17 protein-coding genes and 1 pseudogene are annotated in these 19,113 nt (G+C 57.4%); 5 read left to right on the forward strand and 13 right to left on the reverse strand.

Translation table 11 applies throughout. The features are described from left to right. Positions 1-319, forward strand: a 319-nt coding sequence (locus ACEQWH_RS13365) for an FGGY-family carbohydrate kinase (RefSeq protein ID WP_370231636.1), incomplete at its 5' end; no start/stop codon positions are given. A 56-nt stretch (positions 320-375) separates the two neighbouring features. Here ACEQWH_RS13365 and ACEQWH_RS13370 read toward each other — a convergent pair. Further along, positions 376-1,584, reverse strand: a complete 1,209-nt coding sequence (locus ACEQWH_RS13370) for an ROK family protein (RefSeq protein ID WP_370231638.1) — start codon at positions 1,582-1,584, stop codon at positions 376-378. A 195-nt stretch (positions 1,585-1,779) separates the two neighbouring features. Between ACEQWH_RS13370 and xylA the strand changes: the two genes are divergently transcribed. Continuing rightward, positions 1,780-3,081 (forward strand): xylose isomerase, encoded by a 1,302-nt coding sequence (gene xylA / locus ACEQWH_RS13375; RefSeq protein WP_370231640.1) that lies wholly within the window; start codon positions 1,780-1,782, stop codon positions 3,079-3,081. 63 nt (positions 3,082-3,144) lie between these two features. Here the strand turns inward: xylA and ACEQWH_RS13380 are convergent, their stop codons facing one another. From ACEQWH_RS13380 to ACEQWH_RS13420, 9 genes are all read right to left on the reverse strand, one after another. Next, the gene (locus ACEQWH_RS13380; protein ID WP_370231642.1) at positions 3,145-4,266 is read right to left on the reverse strand and encodes a Gfo/Idh/MocA family protein; all 1,122 of its coding nucleotides are present in this window, start codon (positions 4,264-4,266) and stop codon (positions 3,145-3,147) included. After that, on the reverse strand, positions 4,263-5,324 hold the full coding sequence (locus tag ACEQWH_RS13385) for a sugar phosphate isomerase/epimerase family protein (RefSeq protein ID WP_370231644.1): 1,062 nt from the start codon (positions 5,322-5,324) through the stop codon (positions 4,263-4,265). Before ACEQWH_RS13385 ends, ACEQWH_RS13380 begins: the two co-directional genes overlap by 4 nt. After that, positions 5,312-6,952 carry a glycoside hydrolase family 43 protein gene (locus ACEQWH_RS13390; protein ID WP_370231646.1) on the reverse strand — a complete coding sequence of 547 codons (1,641 nt, stop codon included), beginning with the start codon at positions 6,950-6,952 and terminating at the stop codon, positions 5,312-5,314. The genes ACEQWH_RS13385 and ACEQWH_RS13390 overlap by 13 nt, the downstream gene beginning before the upstream one ends. Positions 6,953-6,964: 12 nt before the next feature. Next, entirely contained in the window at positions 6,965-8,083 is a 1,119-nt protein-coding gene (locus ACEQWH_RS13395; RefSeq protein WP_370231648.1) for a Gfo/Idh/MocA family protein, read from the reverse strand. Between the two features lie 9 nt (positions 8,084-8,092). Continuing rightward, positions 8,093-8,842, reverse strand: coding sequence for a sugar phosphate isomerase/epimerase family protein (locus ACEQWH_RS13400; RefSeq protein WP_370231650.1), 750 nt, complete (start codon positions 8,840-8,842; stop codon positions 8,093-8,095). Between the two features lie 25 nt (positions 8,843-8,867). Further along, positions 8,868-9,968, reverse strand: coding sequence for an ABC transporter ATP-binding protein (locus ACEQWH_RS13405; RefSeq protein ID WP_370231665.1), 1,101 nt, complete (start codon positions 9,966-9,968; stop codon positions 8,868-8,870). Between the two features lie 48 nt (positions 9,969-10,016). Further along, on the reverse strand, positions 10,017-10,880 hold the full coding sequence (locus tag ACEQWH_RS13410) for a carbohydrate ABC transporter permease (protein ID WP_370231652.1): 864 nt from the start codon (positions 10,878-10,880) through the stop codon (positions 10,017-10,019). A 67-nt stretch (positions 10,881-10,947) separates the two neighbouring features. Then, entirely contained in the window at positions 10,948-11,880 is a 933-nt protein-coding gene (locus ACEQWH_RS13415; RefSeq protein ID WP_370231653.1) for a carbohydrate ABC transporter permease, read from the reverse strand. 79 nt (positions 11,881-11,959) lie between these two features. Beyond that, on the reverse strand, positions 11,960-13,195 hold the full coding sequence (locus ACEQWH_RS13420; protein ID WP_370231655.1) for an ABC transporter substrate-binding protein: 1,236 nt from the start codon (positions 13,193-13,195) through the stop codon (positions 11,960-11,962). 163 nt (positions 13,196-13,358) lie between these two features. On the opposite strand from ACEQWH_RS13420, the gene ACEQWH_RS13425 reads away from it, so the two are divergent. Both ACEQWH_RS13425 and ACEQWH_RS13430 read left to right on the forward strand, forming a co-directional pair. Further along, positions 13,359-14,396 carry a LacI family DNA-binding transcriptional regulator gene (locus tag ACEQWH_RS13425; protein WP_370231657.1) on the forward strand — a complete coding sequence of 346 codons (1,038 nt, stop codon included), beginning with the start codon at positions 13,359-13,361 and terminating at the stop codon, positions 14,394-14,396. A 165-nt stretch (positions 14,397-14,561) separates the two neighbouring features. Then, positions 14,562-16,025, forward strand: a complete 1,464-nt coding sequence (locus tag ACEQWH_RS13430) for a sulfatase-like hydrolase/transferase (protein WP_370231659.1) — start codon at positions 14,562-14,564, stop codon at positions 16,023-16,025. 14 nt (positions 16,026-16,039) lie between these two features. On the opposite strand, the gene ACEQWH_RS13435 is transcribed toward ACEQWH_RS13430, so the two are convergent. Beyond that, on the reverse strand, positions 16,040-16,726 hold the full coding sequence (locus ACEQWH_RS13435; RefSeq protein WP_370231661.1) for a hypothetical protein: 687 nt from the start codon (positions 16,724-16,726) through the stop codon (positions 16,040-16,042). A 54-nt stretch (positions 16,727-16,780) separates the two neighbouring features. On the opposite strand from ACEQWH_RS13435, the gene ACEQWH_RS13440 reads away from it, so the two are divergent. Continuing rightward, complete coding sequence (locus tag ACEQWH_RS13440) at positions 16,781-18,010, forward strand: helix-turn-helix domain-containing protein (RefSeq protein ID WP_370231662.1); 1,230 nt, start codon at positions 16,781-16,783, stop codon at positions 18,008-18,010. A 59-nt stretch (positions 18,011-18,069) separates the two neighbouring features. Here the strand turns inward: ACEQWH_RS13440 and ACEQWH_RS13445 are convergent, their stop codons facing one another. Together ACEQWH_RS13445 and ACEQWH_RS13450 are read right to left on the reverse strand one after the other, a co-directional pair. Further along, positions 18,070-18,927 (reverse strand): MBL fold metallo-hydrolase, encoded by an 858-nt coding sequence (locus ACEQWH_RS13445; RefSeq protein ID WP_370231664.1) that lies wholly within the window; start codon positions 18,925-18,927, stop codon positions 18,070-18,072. Positions 18,928-18,938: 11 nt separating this feature from the next. Next, positions 18,939-19,113 (reverse strand): annotated as a pseudogene (locus tag ACEQWH_RS13450) (aspartate aminotransferase family protein); the annotation flags it as partial.

The raw sequence follows: 19,113 nt of genomic DNA on the forward strand, positions 1-19,113 counted from the left end.
GCAAGCCACGGGCACAGACCTGGCATCGCTGGTGACGACAGGTGGCGGCACCCGCAGCCCATTTTGGCTGCAGACCTTGGCCAATGTTTTGGGCATCCCCTTGCACGTCCCCGCCAAAGGAGAGTTCGGCGCGGCGATGGGCGCGGCGCGGTTGGCAATGGCGGCACATTCCGGCGAGGATCCAGCGCAGGTCATGACCAAGCCCGAGATGTCGCGAACCGTCGAGCCCAACAGCGCGTTGCAAGACCAATATCAGGCGAAATATGAGCAGTTCGTCGCGCTGTATCCCGCAGTCACATCCGCGATGACGCCTAAATAACGATTAAGACCAGGGCTTTAGGCGATCACGCAGATGCCTTCATCAGGTCAGGGGCCTTACCCAGTAGTCGCGGAAACCTCTCTGATTTTCAGAGCAGAGAACCCGTCCAGCGCATAGGCCGCAGCGCCTTTGGCCCACATCCGGTCGCCCCATTGATGGGCCTGTATCTTTGTCATTGGCGCGTCCACTTCAACCACGTGATTGGCCAGTTCTTCGATCACGCCGTCGAGATTCAAATGATCAAAATCCGCTCTGTGCCCGGCAAGTATGATCATCTCGGGATCAAAGATATTCACCACATTTGCCAGCCCCATCGCAAAGATTTTGCCCGCGCGTTCAAACACCGTTCGAGCCTGATCGTTACCGGATTGCGCCAGCTCCCACAGCTCCGCAAGCGTGGAAACCGCAGCGCCTGGCAAGACCGAGTTGGCCTCGCGCAGCAGCGCATAATCCCCGATATAGGCCTCTAGACACCCGCGCTGGCCGCATTGACACAACGCACCTTCCAGTTGGACTTTGGTATGACCGAATTCCGCACCACAGCCGCGCGCGCCTCTGTAAAGCTGTCCATCGATCACGATGCCCATGCCCACGCCGTGCTCGATCGTCACCACAACGAAATCCGAAATGGTGCGACCCAAGCCAAACAGCTGCTCGGCCTTGGCAACAAGATTGGCGTCATTCTCGACCATCACCGGGCAGTCCAGATGCAGGCTTAATGCAGCCCCGATATCGACGTTGCGACGGTCAAGCGATGGCGACCAATGCACAAAGTTCCGCGCGGCGTCCACCAGACCGGCCAGACCAACGCCAACCGCCGACAGGTTTTCCAAAGGCAGATGGTTGTCTGAGCAAATATCTGACACTGCACCGAAAATTGACTTTGCAAGCGCCTCTGGTGTCATCGTGGACAACTCCAGCGCAGTCTCTTGGCTGGCGATTTCGGTGCCCTCAAAATCGACGAGCATCGCTGAAATCGTATCCCGCGCCACTTTGACGCCCGCCACATAAAACGCATCGCCGCGCACCTTCAGCGCCACTCTGGGGCGACCGCGTTTGGCGTTTTCGCGGGGTGTATCCGGTGTGATTTCTTCGACCAACCCCGCATCAATCAGTTCCGAGGTGATAGCCGTCACGGTCGCAGGGCTGACCAGTGTTGCCTTGGCAATGTCGATACGCGCAATGCTGCCCGCCTTGCGGATCAACTCAAAAATCTGAGCCCGCCCGGCACCCCGTTGCTCTTCGACATGTTTGCGCTTTTGCACGCCTGCCCCCTAAATCCTTATCTAGTGCCGGAGATTTACTATGCCCTGCCCCGTCGGTTCCTTCTATACTCATTATTTAATTTGACGATCAAATTAATTTGATGCTAGCCTGAAACAACACTTCCGAAACACCAACCTCAGCCAGAGGCTTGCGACAGGCACCCAGCCCCCTCGCCCGGCGACCGGAGAGACAGAATGTCGATGTTTGAAGCCTTTGAAACAGTGTCCTTTGAGGGCCCCAACAGCCCTCAAACATTGGCGTTTCGCCACTATGACGCAAACGAACATGTACTGGGCAAGTCGCTGGCCAACCACCTTAGATTTGCGGTCGCCTATTGGCACAGTTTTGCATGGGAAGGCGGAGACCCGTTTGGCGGCCCGACCTTTCAACGCGACTGGTATCCGCAAACCAGTATGGAAAACGCTTTTAAAAAGGCAGATGCGGCCTTCGATTTCTTTCGGGTTCTGGGCGTGCCCTATTTCTGCTGGCACGATCTGGATCTTAGGCCGGATCAGGGAAATTTTGCCGACAACCAATCCACGCTGGATCAGATCACGGACTATCTTGGCGAGAAAATGGAACAGAGCGGCGTCAAGCTGTTGTGGGGCACCGCAAATATGTTCAGTGACCGCCGATGGATGTCGGGCGCGGCCACAAATCCGGATCCTGATGTGTTCGCTTTTGCCGCTGCGACCGTCAAAAGCTGTATGGACGCAACGCATAAGCTGGGCGGTGAAAACTATGTGCTGTGGGGCGGGCGCGAGGGCTATGAAACGCTTCTGAACACGAAACTGTCTCAGGAGTTGGACCATATGGGACGTTTCCTGAATATGGTCGTGGACTACAATCACAAGATTGGCTTCAAAGGCACAATTCTGGTTGAGCCCAAACCGCAGGAGCCGTCGAAGCATCAATATGATTTTGACGCGGCGACCTGCATCGGGTTCCTGCGGAAATATGGGCTGGAGACTGAGGTAAAGCTGAACCTCGAGCAAGGCCATGCGATCCTTGCGGGGCACAGTTTCGAGCATGAAATCGCGACTGCTGCGGCAGAAGGGATGCTTGGGTCGATCGACATGAACCGCAATGATTACCAATCCGGGTGGGACACAGATCAATTCCCAAACAACACGCCCGAAGTCGCGCTGTGCTATTACCATATTCTGAAGGCTGGTGGTTTCACGACGGGGGGCACGAATTTTGACGCAAAGCTGCGTCGCCAATCCCTGTCGGCCGAAGACCTGATCGCTGCCCATATCGGCGGCATGGATATCTGTGCACGAGGCCTAAAGGCCGCTGCAGCCATGCTTGAGGACGGCGGCCTAGAGACGGCCTTGGCGGATCGATATGCAGGGTGGGACACGCCCGAAGCGAAGGCTCTGTTGGCCAGCGATCTTGACTCCATCACCGCGCAGGTTCTTGCCCGCGACATTCGCCCAGAACCCAGATCTGGCCAGCAGGAAATTCTGGAAAACTATGTAAATCGCTTCGTTTGATTGTGCGACCCACCCCTGCGCCTATGGTTTCGTCACAGGCGCAGGCAGCGCACAAAACCGGTGCTAAAGTGAAACCCAGGCCGCATCCTTGGACGACGAGTCAACGCAAGCCGTCACAAACGCCATGCCCGCCAGTCCGTCGTGGATATCAGGCAGCAGGCTGCCCTGGGTGTCGCGCGCATCTCTATCATGTGCGCGAATAAACAGCGCCGCGTCGGAGTAAATCGTGCCAAATGCCTCAAGGTAGCCTTCCGGATGGCCGGGGGGAATGCGTGTGTCCTCGGCAGTCGTGCCCGGCCCGCCACGGGTCAAAAGCTGTTTGGGTTCGCCGAGGCGGGTAAAGCTCATGACGTTTGGGTTTTCCTGTGCCCATTCGATCCCGCCTTTAGATCCATAAACCCGCAGCTTCAGGGCGTTTTCGTTGCCCACAGCAACCTGACTGGACCAAAGCATCCCTTTTGCCCCGCCCTCAAAGCGCAACATGACCTGCGCGTTGTCATCCAACCTGCGACCGTCGACAAAGGTGCTGAGATCGGCTGACAAGGATGTGGCTTTCAGACCGGTCACAAAGCTGGCCAAGTTGTATGCGTGCGTTCCGATGTCGCCGACACAGCCGCCGGCGCCGGATTTTGACGGGTCTGTGCGCCAGTCCGCCTGTTTGTTCGAGACCTCTTCGGCCAACCAGTCCTGTGCGTATTCAACCTGCACCACGCGAATGTCCCCGAGGGCGCCTGACTTCACCAACTCACGGGCGTGACGGATCAAAGGATACCCCGTGTAGTTATGGGTCAAGACAAAGCACTTCCCCGATGCCTTGACCGCTTGGGCAATGTCCTGCGCTTGCGCCTCTGTTGCGGCGAGGGGCTTGTCACAAATGACGTGTATCCCAATGCTCAGAAACGCAATTGCTACGTCGGCGTGCACGTGATTGGGAGTTACAATCGCGACCGCATCAATGCCATCTGGCCGCGCGGCCTCGGCTTCGGCCATCGCCGAAAAACTCGAATAACTCCGCGCGTCGTCAAGCCCAAGCGCGCGGGATGAGGCCAACGCCCGCTCTGGATCAGAACTGAGCGCACCGGCGACCAGATCCCATTCGCCGTCCAATCGCGCCGCCATGCGGTGTACGGCCCCGATAAAGGCCCCCTGCCCGCCGCCAACCATGCCAAGTTTCAAACGACTCATGCGCCTAGTCCCAGCATGCTTTGAATCTGCGCTTTATCGACCTCGCCGCCAGCGAAATCATCAAACGCTTTGTCCGTGACTTCGATGATGTGGTCGCGAATAAAGGGCGCGCCCTCGGCTGCGCCTTGTTGGGGCGACTTGAGGCAGCACTCCCATTCCAGCACGGCCCAACTGTCATAGCCATATGTCGCAAGCTTCGAGAAGATACCTTTAAAATCGACCTGCCCATCCCCAAGGCTGCGGAAGCGTCCTGCCCTGTTAAGCCAAGGCTGATAGCCGGAATAAACTCCCTGACGCCCGTCAGGATTGAACTCGGCATCTTTCACGTGAAAAGCGCAGATCCTCTCGTGATAGATGTCGATAAAACTCAGGTAGTCCATCTGCTGCAGCAGGAAATGCGAGGGGTCATAGTTAATCTGAGCCCGTTTGTGTCCTTGCACCGCGTCCACGAACATCTCAAATGTCGCGCCGTCAAAAACGTCTTCGCCGGGATGAATTTCATACCCGATATCAACGCCATAGTCCTCATAGGTGTTCAGAATCGGCAGCCACCGACGCCCAAGCTCTGCAAAGGCCTCGTCAATCAGCCCTGCCGGGCGTTGCGGCCATGGATAGAGATAGGGGAAAGCGAGGCTGCCGGTGAAGCTGACCGAGGCATCGAGGCCCATTTTCCGGCTGACCTTTGCAACCTTGCACAGTTGATCGACGGCCCAGGCCTGACGCGCGGACGGGTTGCCTTTGACGTGGTCCGGCGCAAAGGCATCAAAGGCCGTGTCATACACCGGGTTCACCGCAACGAGCTGCCCCTGAAGATGCGTCGACAGCTCGGTGATTTCGACGCCTGAGTCAGCGCAAATGCCCTGCACTTCATCGCAATAGGCATCGCTTTCCGCGGCCAGTTCCAGATTGAACAGACGCCCGTCAAACGTGGGAATCTGAACGCCCTTATAGCCAAGCCCGGCAGCCCATTTTGTGATGGCCTCAAGCGAGTTGAACGGAGCGTCGTCGCCGGCAAACTGTGCGAGAAAGAGTGCCGGACCTTTGATCATTCCTGGCATTCGTGGCTCCTTTCAAAATGAGGGGTCGCAGGGGTATATGCCTGCGGGACATAGGAAAATTCTGTAAACTCTGCGGGTTTGCCCTGGCCGGTGATGTCAAAGGCGAACATGCCGACGAATGCGCCGGTAAAGGACGCATGCTCGCCGCGCCCGCCCTCGTCCGAGATCACACGCGCATCAAGCTGTGGCCCGAACGCCACCCAGTCGCCGCCCTGTCGGTATGAAAATTGCTGCTGCGTGCCGTTTACATCCACAGACAGCTCGACCGGACCATCGCCCAGCGCGATCGCATCACAGGGAAAGCTCAGCTGGCCGTCAGGCCAATCGCCGTTGCAAGACAAGATCGTCAAGACGCGCCCGGCCTCTTGCGTCCAAGTTACGCACAGCGCGTGAAACTTGTGCCGGTTATAGTAAGTCGTCAGCCCCGCGCCGTGCTGATAGGTCGAAGGATCGAACTGCGACAGGTGGCAGGTGGCGCGATAGGACAGATCTTCTTGGCGACGGGCGACCAGCGATTGCTCGAACCAGCTTCCCAGGCTTTCACGCCCGATCAACCGCAGAGCGGTGCCGGTCATCTTAAAGATACGATCCGGCTCAGGCGTGCGAAGCCATTGAAAATCCATAGGCAAGTGTTGCGATGCGAGATCATAGCTCACTGCCGCGCGCTCTTTGGATGCCGCAGACCCAAGTGCCGGTACGTGCACGCTGGGCGCGGTGCCGCCCCCGTCCAGATACAGCCAGCCGTCCTCGTGCCATGTGCACTTGGCAATGCCTGTCTCGCGACCGCAGGGTGAATAGCGTCCCTTCAGCGGGCGAGAGCAGAGATAGGTGTGATAGACCTCGCCTGTTGGGGTCTCGACCAGTTGCCCATGACCTGTGCGCTGCAGCGCATTGTCTGGTGCATCTTTGGCCGTGATGACGAAACTGTCTGGGTGTAGTTCATAAGGTCCCCAAAGATCTCGAGACCGGGCCAGCGTGACTGCATGGTCATACCCTGTCCCGCCCTCGGCCGTCGTGAGATAGTAAAACCCATCGCGTTTGAAGATATGCGGGGCCTCGGTCAGACCATGCGCACTGCCTGCAAAAATGTTTTTGACCGGCCCAAACAAGCCTTTGTCCGGGCTCCATTCCTGTAAGAGAATTCCGTCAAATGCCGGGTGCTTTGGGTGCCCCCCGACCGAGTTTGACACGTGGTTCCACTGCATGTTGCAAAAGTATTTCCGGCCGTCGTCGTCGTGAAAAAGACTTGGGTCAAACCCTGATGAGTTGACATAGACGGGGTCGCTCCAGGGTCCGTCGATTGCGGGGGCGGTCACGATGTAATTGTGGGCGTCTTTGAAATTGCCGTCCAGCCGTTTGACGTCGGTATAGACCAGCCAAAACAAGCCATCCGCATAGCTGAGACAGGGGGCCCACACACCGCAACTGTCTGGATTTCCACGCATATCCAATTGAGTTGCGCGGGAAAGCGGGCGCGCCACCAGATCCCAATTCGCAAGATCCTGAGATGCGTGAATTTGCACGCCTGGATACCATTCGAAAGTGGACGTGGCGATATAATAGGTATCGCCTGCCCGACAAATCGAGGGATCAGGATTAAACCCGCGAAGGATTGGGTTCTGGATCATTGGCGCGCCCACTTACGCAAGCAACGCTTGGGCTGCATCTGGGGACAGGGCGGCGGGACGCTCGCAAGAGGTCGTCATCTCGACAAACCGCCCCTCCTCGCCCGAAGTGAGGATTGCGGTCATCACATCCACCACATGCAGCGCGAACTCTAGCGAGCATCGATGTGGCCGCCCCTTAAGGATCGCTTGCGCCATATCCGCCAGCCCTGCGGCGCGATAGTTCGCGTGCGGCCCGTCATTGGCGACAGACAAAGGATGATCCCAGCCTGGCACGTTGACGAAGCTGTCTTTCGCGGTCATCCGCACTTCGCCGCCGAAAAAGTTCGGGTCCGGCACATGCAATGTTCCGCTCTCGCCATAAAGCTCCATGTTGGAATGGCCGTGCTGCCAGACATCCCAGCTTGCGCAATAGGTAACCTGCGCGCCAGAGTGAAATTGCAGAACCGCATGGATCGTCGTTGGGGTTTCGACCGTGATCGTGTCTCCGTTGCGCGGCTCGCTCGTGATTGTTCGTGTGTCAGACCCTTTGGACGACATCGCGGTGACGCGTTTCACAGGCCCCAAAAGCTGGACAAGGTTCGAGATGTAGTAAGGCCCCAGATCCAGGATCGGCCCACCGCCCGGCTTAAAGAAAAAGTCGGGATTGGGGTGCCACATCTCCATGCCTGGGCTTTGCACGAAACAGGTGCCAGAGGTCACTTTGCCCACAGCGCCGCTGTCGACCAGATCACGGGCCAGTTGGTGGGCACCCCCCATGAATGTATCTGGTGCCGAGCCGACACGAAGCCCTTTGGACTCGGCCAGCGCCTTAAGGCTCGCCCCCTCTTCGACAGTCAGGACAAAAGGCTTTTCTGAATAGGCGTGTTTGCCCGCGTTCAGAATACGCTTAGAGACCTCGTGGTGCGCGTTGGGCACTGTCAGGTTGACGACGATGTCGATGTCGCTTGACGCCAGCAGCCCATCGACCGTTTCTGCGCGCAATCCGAATTCTTCGGCGCGTGCCTTGGCTGCATCCATATTCATGTCCGCACAGGCCCGCATTTCGATCCCGGCGAACATGGGCGCCAGCCGCATATAGGCGGCCGAAATATTGCCGCAGCCGATGACGCCTATTCCAAGTGTCTTTGTCATGTTCGCCTCTTAATATGTGCGGAAAGCTTCAATCGTGCGCGTCGCAAAGCGCGCGACGTCCGACGGGTTGTCGTGTTCTGCCACGAACAGCGTGACGCCCTGATCGCGCAAGGCTTTGGTCAGACCGGCCCAATCCATCGTGCCATGGCCGACATCTGCCCAGCCATCTTCGTCCTCACATTCCCCGTCAGGCGCAATGTCTTTGACATGGGCCGCAGTGATGCGTGCGCCATGCTCTGCGATCCACGCAAGTGGGTCATGACCGCCACGCACCACCCAGGCCACATCCATTTCCCATTCAATGTCCGGTGCGCCTTCAAGCAGGATGCGCATCGGCAAGGCACCGTCAGCCAAAGGCATGAATTCCCAATGGTGGTTGTGCCAGCCAAAGGCGAGGCCCGCGTCCTGAACACGTTTGCCCACCTCATGCAGACGCCGCGCATAGCTCTGCCAGTCCGCGGCCGTGGCCCCGTTCTGCAGCTCTTGATCCGGCGCAGGGCAGAAAATCTTTTCGATGCCCAGCGTTTTGGCCGCCTTGATCGAGGCATCAAAATCATCTTCGCAGCTGGACAGCGGAAAGAAGTGCCCGCTTGGCATGCTAAGGCCGTGCTGGTCTAGCAGGGCTTTGAAGGCTGCGGGATCCTCATAGACGCCGCCAAACCCCTCGACCTGTGTGTAGCCCAGCTCTGCAATTTTCGCGATCACATCCGCCCAGGGCATGAAATTCCGAGCGGAATAAAGTTGGAACGAGAAACTCATCAATGTCTTCCTAGTTACATCGCCTTTACAGGCGTTCTTCGGTTGTACTGTCAAAAATATTTGCAAGCGTCGCAGAGAAACCAATGGTCAGCGGATCGCCAGGTTTCAGGCCAGCTTGACCGTCCAGGCGAACCCAGATCTGGTTTTCGCCCACGCCCACACGCGCCAGAGTGTCTGATCCCAAAGGTTCGACCAGTTGCACGCGGCTTTCCAGTTGGTTGGGCTGCGACGCAGCCTCGTCGCCGCATTGGATGTGCTCGGGCCTGATCCCAAACCACGCGCTGCCCCCAGCGCTTGCATTGGCAAATTCATAGCCCTCGGTTGAGAAACGACCCGCCGCACAAGAAAAGGCGCCGTCTGATAGCTCGCCTTGAAAGAAATTCATGGTGGGCGAGCCGATAAATTCCGCCACGTATTTGTTCGCAGGTCTGCTGTAGATCTCGTTCGGGCTGGCCAGTTGAAGGATCTTGCCGCCCTTCATGATCGCAATCCGATCCGCCAAAGTCATTGCTTCGATCTGATCGTGGGTCACATAGATCATCGTGTTTTCAAGCGTTTGGTGCAGCTGTTTGATTTCTACCCGCAAGTCGGCGCGCAATTTGGCGTCAAGGTTCGAAAGGGGTTCGTCAAACAAGAAGACATCCACATCCCGCACCAAGGCTCGCCCAATCGCAACACGCTGTCGCTGCCCCCCCGACAGGGCGGCAGGCTTGCGTTTCAGCAAAGGTTCAATCTGGAGCGTTTTCGCGGCTCGAGCGACCCGCGTCGCGATCTCAGCTTTGGGAATACGTGCGTTCTTTAGTCCGAACGATAGATTCCCTTCGACGCTCATTTGCGGATAGAGCGCATAGCTTTGAAACACCATGCCGATGCCACGATCAGACGGCTCTTCCCAAGTCACGTTGCGCCCGCCGATAAAGATCTGCCCGTCGGTGACATCCAACAGACCAGCGATACAGTTCAGCAAGGTGGATTTGCCGCAACCGGACGAGCCCAAAAGGACCAGAAACTCCCCTTTGTCGATCTCTAGGTTAAGATCCTTCAGAACCTCGACAGAGCCAAAGCTGAGATGCAGGTTCTTGATTTCGATGCTTGGATCTGAATGTACAGGCTTGGCTGCGCCCATCAGCTCGGGATCAAGCTCCAGATCATTTTGTGTCGTATTTCCCATAACTTATCCTTTCACGGCACCGGCGGCGATACCGCGCACAAAGAGTTTTCCAGAGACGAAGTAGATCACCAGAGGCACCAGACCTGTCAGCAAGGTCGCGGCCATATTGACGTTGTATTCCTTAACGCCCTGGACCGAGTTTACGATGTTGTTCAGCTGTACGGTCATTGGATAGATCTCGGGTTTTGTGTAGATCACGCCAAACAAGAAGTCGTTCCAGATCCCGGTCACCTGCAAGATGATGGCGACCACGAAAATCGGCAGCGACATCGGCAACATGACCTTGAAATAGATGCTCCAGAAACCGGCCCCATCCACACGTGCGGCCTTGAACAGCTCTTCGGGTACCGAAGCGAAATAGTTGCGGAACAACAGGGTCAGAATGGGCATCCCAAAGATCGAGTGGACGATCACCAGCCCGCCAAGCGTCCCCATGAGGCGAAAGTTGGTGCCTGTCGCTGCGGCGATCAGATCACCGGTTTCACGCAGCAGGATAACGATTGGATAGATCATCACCTGATAGGGAATGAACGCGCCGAAAATCAGGATCGTAAAAAAGACCTCAGAGCCTTTGAACTTCCAGTTCGCCAAAGCATAGCCGTTTACTGACGCGATCACGATCGAGATGATGACCGAGGGCACCATGATACGCACCGAGTTCCAGAACCCGCGCGAAAGGCCTTCGCAGTTGATGCCGGTACAGGCTTCGGACCAGGCTTTCACCCAAGGCTCGAAGGTGATTTCTACCGGCAGGGCAAAGACATTCCCCAGCCGGATTTCCGGCATCCCCTTAAGCGAGGTCACGACCATCACATAAAGCGGCAACAGATAGTAAACGGCGGCCACAAACAGCGTGCTATAGAGCATTATATTGGCCGGCGACAAACGTTTGCGGGGTTTGGGCCCTCTTGGACCCGTGAGCGTGGTTGAGAGATCAGTCACGGCGTTTTCCTCCGAACTCGAGATAGGCCCAAGGGATGAGAACAACGAGGACGCTCACCAGCATCATTGTCGAGGCGGCAAAGCCCTGCCCCAAATTCTGGGATTGGAACATTTTTTCAATAACGTATTTCGCAGGCACTTCTGATGCGATCCCCGGCCCGCCTGAGGTCTGCGCAACCACGAGGTCATAGACCTTGATAATCCCCGACGCGATCAGAACCAGTGCTGTAATGAAGATCGGGCGCATCATCGGGATGATCACAACGATATAGGTTTTCCAGGTAGGAATGCCGTCGACCCGCGAGGCCTTCCAGATGTCTTCATCTATCCCGCGTAGCCCCGCGAGCATTATGACCATGATGAACCCAGACCCCTGCCAGATCCCGGCGATCAGAATGCCGTAAATAACGATGTCGGCATTGTTAAGCGGATCAAAGGCGAAATTGGTCCAGCCAAGGTTTTGCACGACCGACTGAATGCCGAACTGAGGGTTCAGGATCCATTGCCACACCAGACCGGTGACGATGAAGCTTAGGGCAAATGGGTAGAGGAATATGGTTCGAAACACCGCTTCGCCGCGGATTTTACGATCCAGAAGTGCGGCCAGCGTAAAGCCGATTACCAGACTTAAGATCATCGAACACAGACCATAAATCGCTAGGTTCTCGATAGAAACCAGCCAGCGCCGCGTACTCCAAAGACGCTCGTACTGATCCAGACCAACCCATTTGTCGGGCGCAGGCAACAGGCGAGATTTGGTGAACGAGTGATAAATCGTCCAAATTGTACAGCCAACAAAAACAACCAACGCCGTGAACACCATCGGGATCGAAGCGACCTTGGCGGTCATGTTCTTGAACAATCGATTGGGTGGCTTGCGCGTATCGCGCGCGGGTTGCGCTGACACATTCTCAGTGATCGACATGAGAACTACCTATGATTTGGGGCGTCCCACGTGATGGGACGAGATGGGTTCAGCCCAAAAGGCTGAACCCGGTGACGGATCAGTCTGCGTCTGCAATGATCGCCGCGAACCGCTCTTGCGCATCGGCTGCGGAATATGATGGATCATTCCAGAACTCGACCATCAGGTCTTCGATCTGACCAGAAGTATCCGGAGACAGCGTTTGATCACCGCTTGGGAGGATAGCACCGGATGCCAAGATCTCGAGACCCTTCTGCATGCAGTCGTTGGCTGCCGACAGGTCGACGTCACCCCGAACAGGAAGCGAGCCTTTTTTCAGGTTAAAGTTCACCTGAACCTCAGGAGACAGCAAAAGCGCGGCCAGCTCTTTCTGAGCCGCCTCGATGTCTGCGTCTTTCTGTTTTGGGAAATAGAACGCGTCGCCGCCGGTCGAGATGATCTCGTTCACGCCCAGACCTGGCAGACACGTGTAGTCCACACCCGCTGTCTGCTCTGCCACGGCAAATTCACCCTGCGCCCAGTCGCCCATGATCTGACCGCCTGCTTGGCCGGTGATCACAAGGTTTGTCGCCTGGTTCCAGTCTTGAACATTCGAGTTCGCAGCAAAGGCACGCGCGTTCGCGGCCGCTTCAAACACTTTGGCATAGTCGGCACCGCCCGCAACGCTTGCGTCTTTGTCAACGTTCACCGCTGTCCACGCATCGATCCCCGCGATCGCAATGGCCATCACACCAAAGGCACCCGAGGACTGCCAAGGCTGCTGCCCCATCGCCAAAGGAATTTTACCCGCAGCTTCAAGGGCTGGCGCGGCAGCAACAAACTCGTCCCAGTTGCTTGGCACGTCTACGCCCGCATCGGCATAGGCCTTGTGGCTTAGCCAGATCCACTGCCAGGAGTGAATATTCACAGGGGCACAGTAAACACGACCATCGACTGTACAGCTGTCCAGCAGCGACGATGGGTTCACGATGTCTTTCCAGCCTTCGGCCTCGGCCACGTCGGTAAGGTCAAGAAGCAGGCCTGCCTCGATCAACTCTTCCGCTTGGCGTCCGTGGTTCAGCTGTGTGGCGTGCATCGGATCGCCGCCAAGAATACGGCTGATAATGATTGGCCGCGCTGTACCGCCGGATCCGGCGATCGCTCCGTCGACCCAATTGTGTTCGGTTTTATCGTTAAACGCCTTCGCGAATTCAGACACAGCAGCAGCTTCGCCGCCCGAGGTCCACCAATGCGTTACTTCGATGTCTGCGGCCGACACAGCTGTTGCTGCGCAAAGGGCCGTTGTTCCAGCCAGAATGTTCCGGATTATAGTCATCACTTTCCTCCCTACTGGGTCTTTCAACCCTGCGCCGTACCATGGCGCGATACATTTGTAATCGATTACACAATCAGGTAAAAACTTGCGCGCAATCGATTACATAAATAATCTAAATAGAAATCAGTCTGTCAACTGTATTATAATTTGAAGGCGAAAAATAATGCTGCGAGCAGAAAAAGTGGAAAGAAAAGCCGTTACAGTACAGGACGTTGCACGTGTTGCGGGCGTGTCGACGGCAACCGTGAGTCGCGCCCTGTCCGACCCCAAAAAGGTCAGCGAGAAAACCAGAAAGGCTGTCACCGAGGCGATTTCTGCCACGGGCTACAGACTCAACAAGGCGGCGCGAAACCTCAGAAAACGGCAGGCGAATGCGGTTCTGATTCTGGTGCCGAACCTGGGCAACCCGTTCTTCTCGCAGATCCTGCATGGGATCTCTGCTGGCTTTTCTGACACCGAGTTTTCCATCCTCGTTTCGGACACCTCTGACCAGGCCGGAAACGCCCTCAATCTTGTGGACTATTTCCTGGACTCCCGCATCGATGGGTTGATCTCGCTCGACGGGTCTCTGCCAAATGCCGAGCTGGATCTGTTTCACCAGCACGGGGTCGCGGACAAGATCGTTTTTGCCTGCGAATGGAGTCCCGAGGCGAATTTTCCATCAGTGCGCAGCAACAACGCGATGGGGGCTCGACTGGCCGTTCGCCACCTGTTTGACCTTGGTCACCGCAAGATTGCGCATGTGACGGGCCCCGAGGGCAACGTGCTGACCAGAGCACGCCGCGAAGGCATGTTGGAAGAACGCCAGCGGCTGGATCTGCCGATGAACCCCGACTGGATCGTGCGCGGTGACTTCTCGCTTGAATCTGGGTTTGACGCCGCGCAAAAAATTGCGCGCATGAAGGATCGCCCGACAGCGGTTTTCTGTGCCTCGGATATGGTCGCCTTTGGTCTGATCTCTGGCCTGAAACAGCAAGGCCTGTCGGTTCCCGAAGATATTTCCGTCGTCGGCTTTGACGATATCGAGATGGCGGAATATTCGGACCCGCCCTTGACGACCATCAACCAAGACAGAGAGGGCCTGGGCCGCGCGTCGGCAGACCGACTGCTGGCGCAGTTGCGCCCGGATGTGGGCGAGGACCGCCAGATCATCAAGCTAGACGTCTATCTGGCAGAGCGCCAAAGCACGCGCGCGATTTGATCCTATGCGAGCGTGCGCTGCGCCAAGGAGTCGTAGCCCAGCGCACAACGGCGTGGCCCTGCCCCAAAGCGTCGATTGACATTCAACGCGCTGATCCTGCAATCATTTACCGACCGGTGCGCGTGTGCCGCGTCCTGCGTGATTGCCGAGCAAAAGGTGCTTTTCATGGAAACTGACGTCCGCCCAAATCTGCTCATCCTGATATCAGACGAACACCGCAAGGACGCCATGGGCTGCGCAGGCCACCCGATTGTCAAAACCCCCAACCTGGATGCGCTGGCGGCGCGTGGTGCGCGATTCACCAATGCTTACACACCCTCCCCGATGTGCGTGCCGACACGGGCCGCGATTGCGACGGGCGACCACGTGCACAAGATCCGCCATTGGGACAGCGCCACGCCGTATGATGGAAAAACCCGCTCGTGGATGCGGCACCTTCGGGATGCAGGCGTTCCGGTCGTGTCCATTGGCAAGCTGCATTTCCGCTCGGGCGAGGACGACAACGGGTTTACCGAAGAACAGTTGCCGATGCATGTGGTGGGCGGCGTTGGCTGGACCGTCGGGTTGTTGCGCGACAGCCTGCCAGATTATGACGCCGCAGCAGAGCTGGCCGCGGATGTGGGCGTCGGCAACAGCAGCTATACGGACTATGATCGCGACATCACCGCCGCCGCCGAAACCTGGCTGCACGCACAGGCCAAGTCGGATCGCCCCTGGGCTGCCTTTGTGTCACTGGTCAGCCCGCATTACCCGCTGACCTGCCCCGAAGACTATTTCGCGATGTATGATCCAGCCAAGATGGACCTGCCGGTTGGATATACAGACCGGTTTCGCCCCAACCACAGCGAATTGGACAACGTGGCGGGGTTCTTCAAATACGATCAGTATTTTAACGAGGCAAAAATGCGCGAGGCGAAGGCTGCGTATTATGGCCTGACGAGCTTTATGGATGATTGCGTCGGGCGCATTCTGGCGGCACTGGCGGAAAGCGGCCAGTTGGAAAACACCGTTATTCTCTATGTGTCTGACCATGGCGACATGATGGGCGATCAGGGGTTCTGGACCAAACAGGTGATGTATGAACAATCCGCTGGTGTTCCTATGATCCTCGCTGGCCCCGGCGTGCCAAGCGGGCGTCAGGTGCATACGGGGGCATCGCTTGTGGATCTGGCCGCGACAGCCCTCGACGTCATGGGTGTTGCGCATGATGCGACAAGCCGTGCGCTACCGGGGCGGTCTTTGCGCGATCTGGCAAATGCCGAGGATGATCTGGACCGGACGGTGTTCAGCGAATACCACGACGGCGGCTCGACCGCCGGCACCTTCATGGTGCGATGGCAGAACTGGAAATACGTGCACTATGTCGGGCACGACCCGCAGCTTTTTGATCTGAAGGCGGATCCACACGAGTTGCATAATTTGGCGACGACACGGCCCAACCATCCCGAAACGCGCGCCGCCTTGACAGAAGGCGAACGGCGTCTGCGCGCGATTTGCGACCCTGACGCCGTCAACGCGCAGTGCTTTGCCGACCAAAAAGCACGTATTGCGGAACTGGGTGGCGAAGAGGCCTGTTTGACAAACTATGTCTTCAATCACACGCCCACCCCAGGCGAACAAGCGCAGTAGATCCAGGCATCCGTTCAACTCGCCCGCAATGCGCGAGGGCGGCGCAAAGTCTTCCAAAGCCAGAACAGCATCAGGCAGAAGATGGTCAATTCTGGCAAAGACAGAACGCCCGAGGTGCGCACCGCGTCTGGAAAGGCCGAGGCACCCGGCCCTGTAAACGCAGAACCTGCCGCGATGAAAAAGCCTATGCACATCCGCAAAAGATGCTGCGCGATCCGGTGTCGGTCTGACACGTTGGGCCCAAAGACCATCCGCATATCGCCGACACCCGCGATCGCGGCCAGTCCAAACAGGAAGAAATAATCCGCCGAGGCAAACCCGAACAAACGCGCCTCTGGCAAGGTCGTGGCGTAATAGCCAGCGGCAAACAACGCGCTTGCGTTAAAGGCGTTCAGGATCGCGACGGCGATGAAGCCCCATCTGGCGCCTTGTGCACGGATCCGCACGGCCAGAACGCCGCTGACCATCAACGTGGCGCCAAGAATGCCGGCATGAACAGTGATCCAAAGGCTGTCGAAATTAAGCGCGCCCAAGGCTGCCCCCAAGAGCGAGGCAAGCCCCATGCTGATGGCAAACACGCGGCCCGCGCCAACGTGAGATTTACCACCCTTCCGCGCGGCGAGTGCGACAGCACCCGCGATCACGGCGAGGGTTCCGAGCGCGACATGCGCGCTGAGTAATACGAGGTCTAGAGAGGGCATAGCGTTTCCTGATTGATGCGTCCGTTGCCCTGCATATGCGCAGCCTTTTACGCTGTGTCGTCCGCGCGTGACGGCGAGGACATTTTATTTTCGGACATTCCCGCCCGCGACCGCGTTGAAGACAACATCAAAGCCGCCTATCAAAAGCACATGGGAAACGCGGCTCTTTTGACCCTTGCCGGACTTTGTCTGGGTATTGCAGCCTCTGGTCTGTTCACGGGCGTGCTGCGTCAGGACAAGGGGCCTGCACGCCTAAGCCTTGGTCTGGTCTATTGTGCGTTCATCGGGATGATCGCACTGCCGCTGGTCAAAGCCTTTGCCGCACCCGTGTTGGTCAACTACATGCCGGTGCTGCTTATTCTGCTGTTGGTGCTGCCGCCTGCCTTCTACCACTTCGTCATGACCAAAACCTCCGATGCGGCAAAACCGGATCTGTCGTTGCGGGACGGCGTTTTGCCTGCACTTGGTGTTCTTGTGTGTGTTGGATACTGGATCCTGCCCGCACCGGACAAAGACACCATGTTTATTGCAGGCGAGCTGCCTGAAGGGGCCCTGCCCGCCGTGCTTGCCTTTGCGACCTTTATGTTGATCGCGTTCTGGCCCTTGTCCTCATTCCTCTACCTCGTCGCGATTTTGCGCCGGCTCAAGGCCTTTCGCACACGCCTGCGCCATCTGTATTCTGACGCGGACACACGCGACTTGCGGTGGATCGACGTCATGGCAGCGCTTCTGGTTTTGATCTGGGGCACCGGGGCCGTTTATCTGGCCAATGAGAACTTTGCCGATGGCGCATTGCTGATCGAAGAGGTGTTTCTGGTTTTGATCGGCGCTGGCTTGGTCGTGCTGAATGTCTTTGTCCCGACCACGTCGCCTGACCTGCCGCCCGAGGTACCGGAAGATACGCCAAACCTGAAATACGCCCGTTCGGCACTGACGCATCAGCACTCTGCAAAACTGGCCGCGCGGATCGAGGCAGCGATGCGCCAAGACAAGCTGTATCTTGACCCCGGCCTGTCACTGCAGAAGCTGTCAAAACATATCGGCGCATTGCCAAATCAGGTGTCCCAGACGCTGAATCAGGATATCGGAGCGACGTTCTTTGACTATGTCGCACGCTGGCGCATAGAGGCGTCAAAGCCCCTAATTGCAGCAGGCGACGCCTCGGTGTTGACCGTGGCGCTGGACGTTGGGTTCAACTCGCGTTCGACGTTCTACAAGGCGTTCAATCGCGAAACGGGCATGACGCCCAAAGCTTATCGGGCGTCACTGCAGAACGCGGCCTAAGCGCGGCCGTCACGCGGCAAAACCCGCAACAGCGCGCCCAACCTTCGCTGTGAGGCCTTCTAAAGGTCGATCCGCAGGCCATCCCTTCCGACGATCAACTCGCCGTCATAGTGCCCCGCGCAGGCCTCTTGCCAGTCTTTGGGCCCGAATGTGGGATCGTCAGACGGGATCAAATGCGACAACGCCAAACGCTTTGCCCCGGCCTTCGCCGCAGTGCGTGCGGCGTCATGGGCAAAGCTGTGCGAGCGCAGCCAATGGGTCATCAACCGGTCTGATCCATTTCCAACTCGCTCTAGCAGCGCAGGCAACGCTGCCTCCAGCATCGCTTCGTGGATCAGCAGATCAGCGCCACGCGCAAAGTCTTCGAGCGCTTGGATCGGGGCGGTGTCGCCAGAAAACACAATATGGTTGCGCGCCGTTTTGAACGAGAACGCAAAACAATCCACCAACGGCGGATGCGCCGTGCGGATTGCTGAAACCGCAATATCGCCCTGACCCATAACATGGCCTGCATCAATCGTGTGGAACGTCACAAGATCGCGCAGGTCGGGGCGGCCCTCGTCCTCGATACGCAGATCAATATCCGCCTTCATCGAGGCCAGAAAACCGTCCCAATACGCATCAAGCCCCGCAGGGCCATAGACATTTACCTGTGTTTTCAACCCAGACGTCCATGAGGTGTGCAGCAGCGGGCCAAGCTCTAGATAATGCTCCGAGTGCAAGTGGCTGATAAAGATCAACGACAGATCCCGTAGTTGCATGCCTTGATCGATCAACCCCTTGGTCACGCCAAGGGCGCAGTCCACAACGATGGTCTGACCGTCCAGGCACAGCAGATTTGAGGTCGGCAGCGAGGAGCCCGGTCGCACGGCAGGCCCCCCTTTGGTGCCCAGCAGGCACACATAGTCTTGAGTCATATCCAAGCCCTTCACGCCGCTGCAAAACCAGCGTCAAGTGCAGCAAGAATCGTGTTTGCGTCATCTTCTGTCAAAACCAGCGACGGCGACAGGATCAGGTTCGGGCCAGACACGCGCACAATGGCACCGTTTTGATAGGCCGTCTCTTGCACTTTCGATGCTGTAACCGGATCGATGACCTTCTTG

Origin of the sequence: Cognatishimia sp., assembly GCF_964229375.1 — a bacterium.
In the GTDB taxonomy this organism is placed as follows: Bacteria; Pseudomonadota; Alphaproteobacteria; order Rhodobacterales; family Rhodobacteraceae; genus Cognatishimia.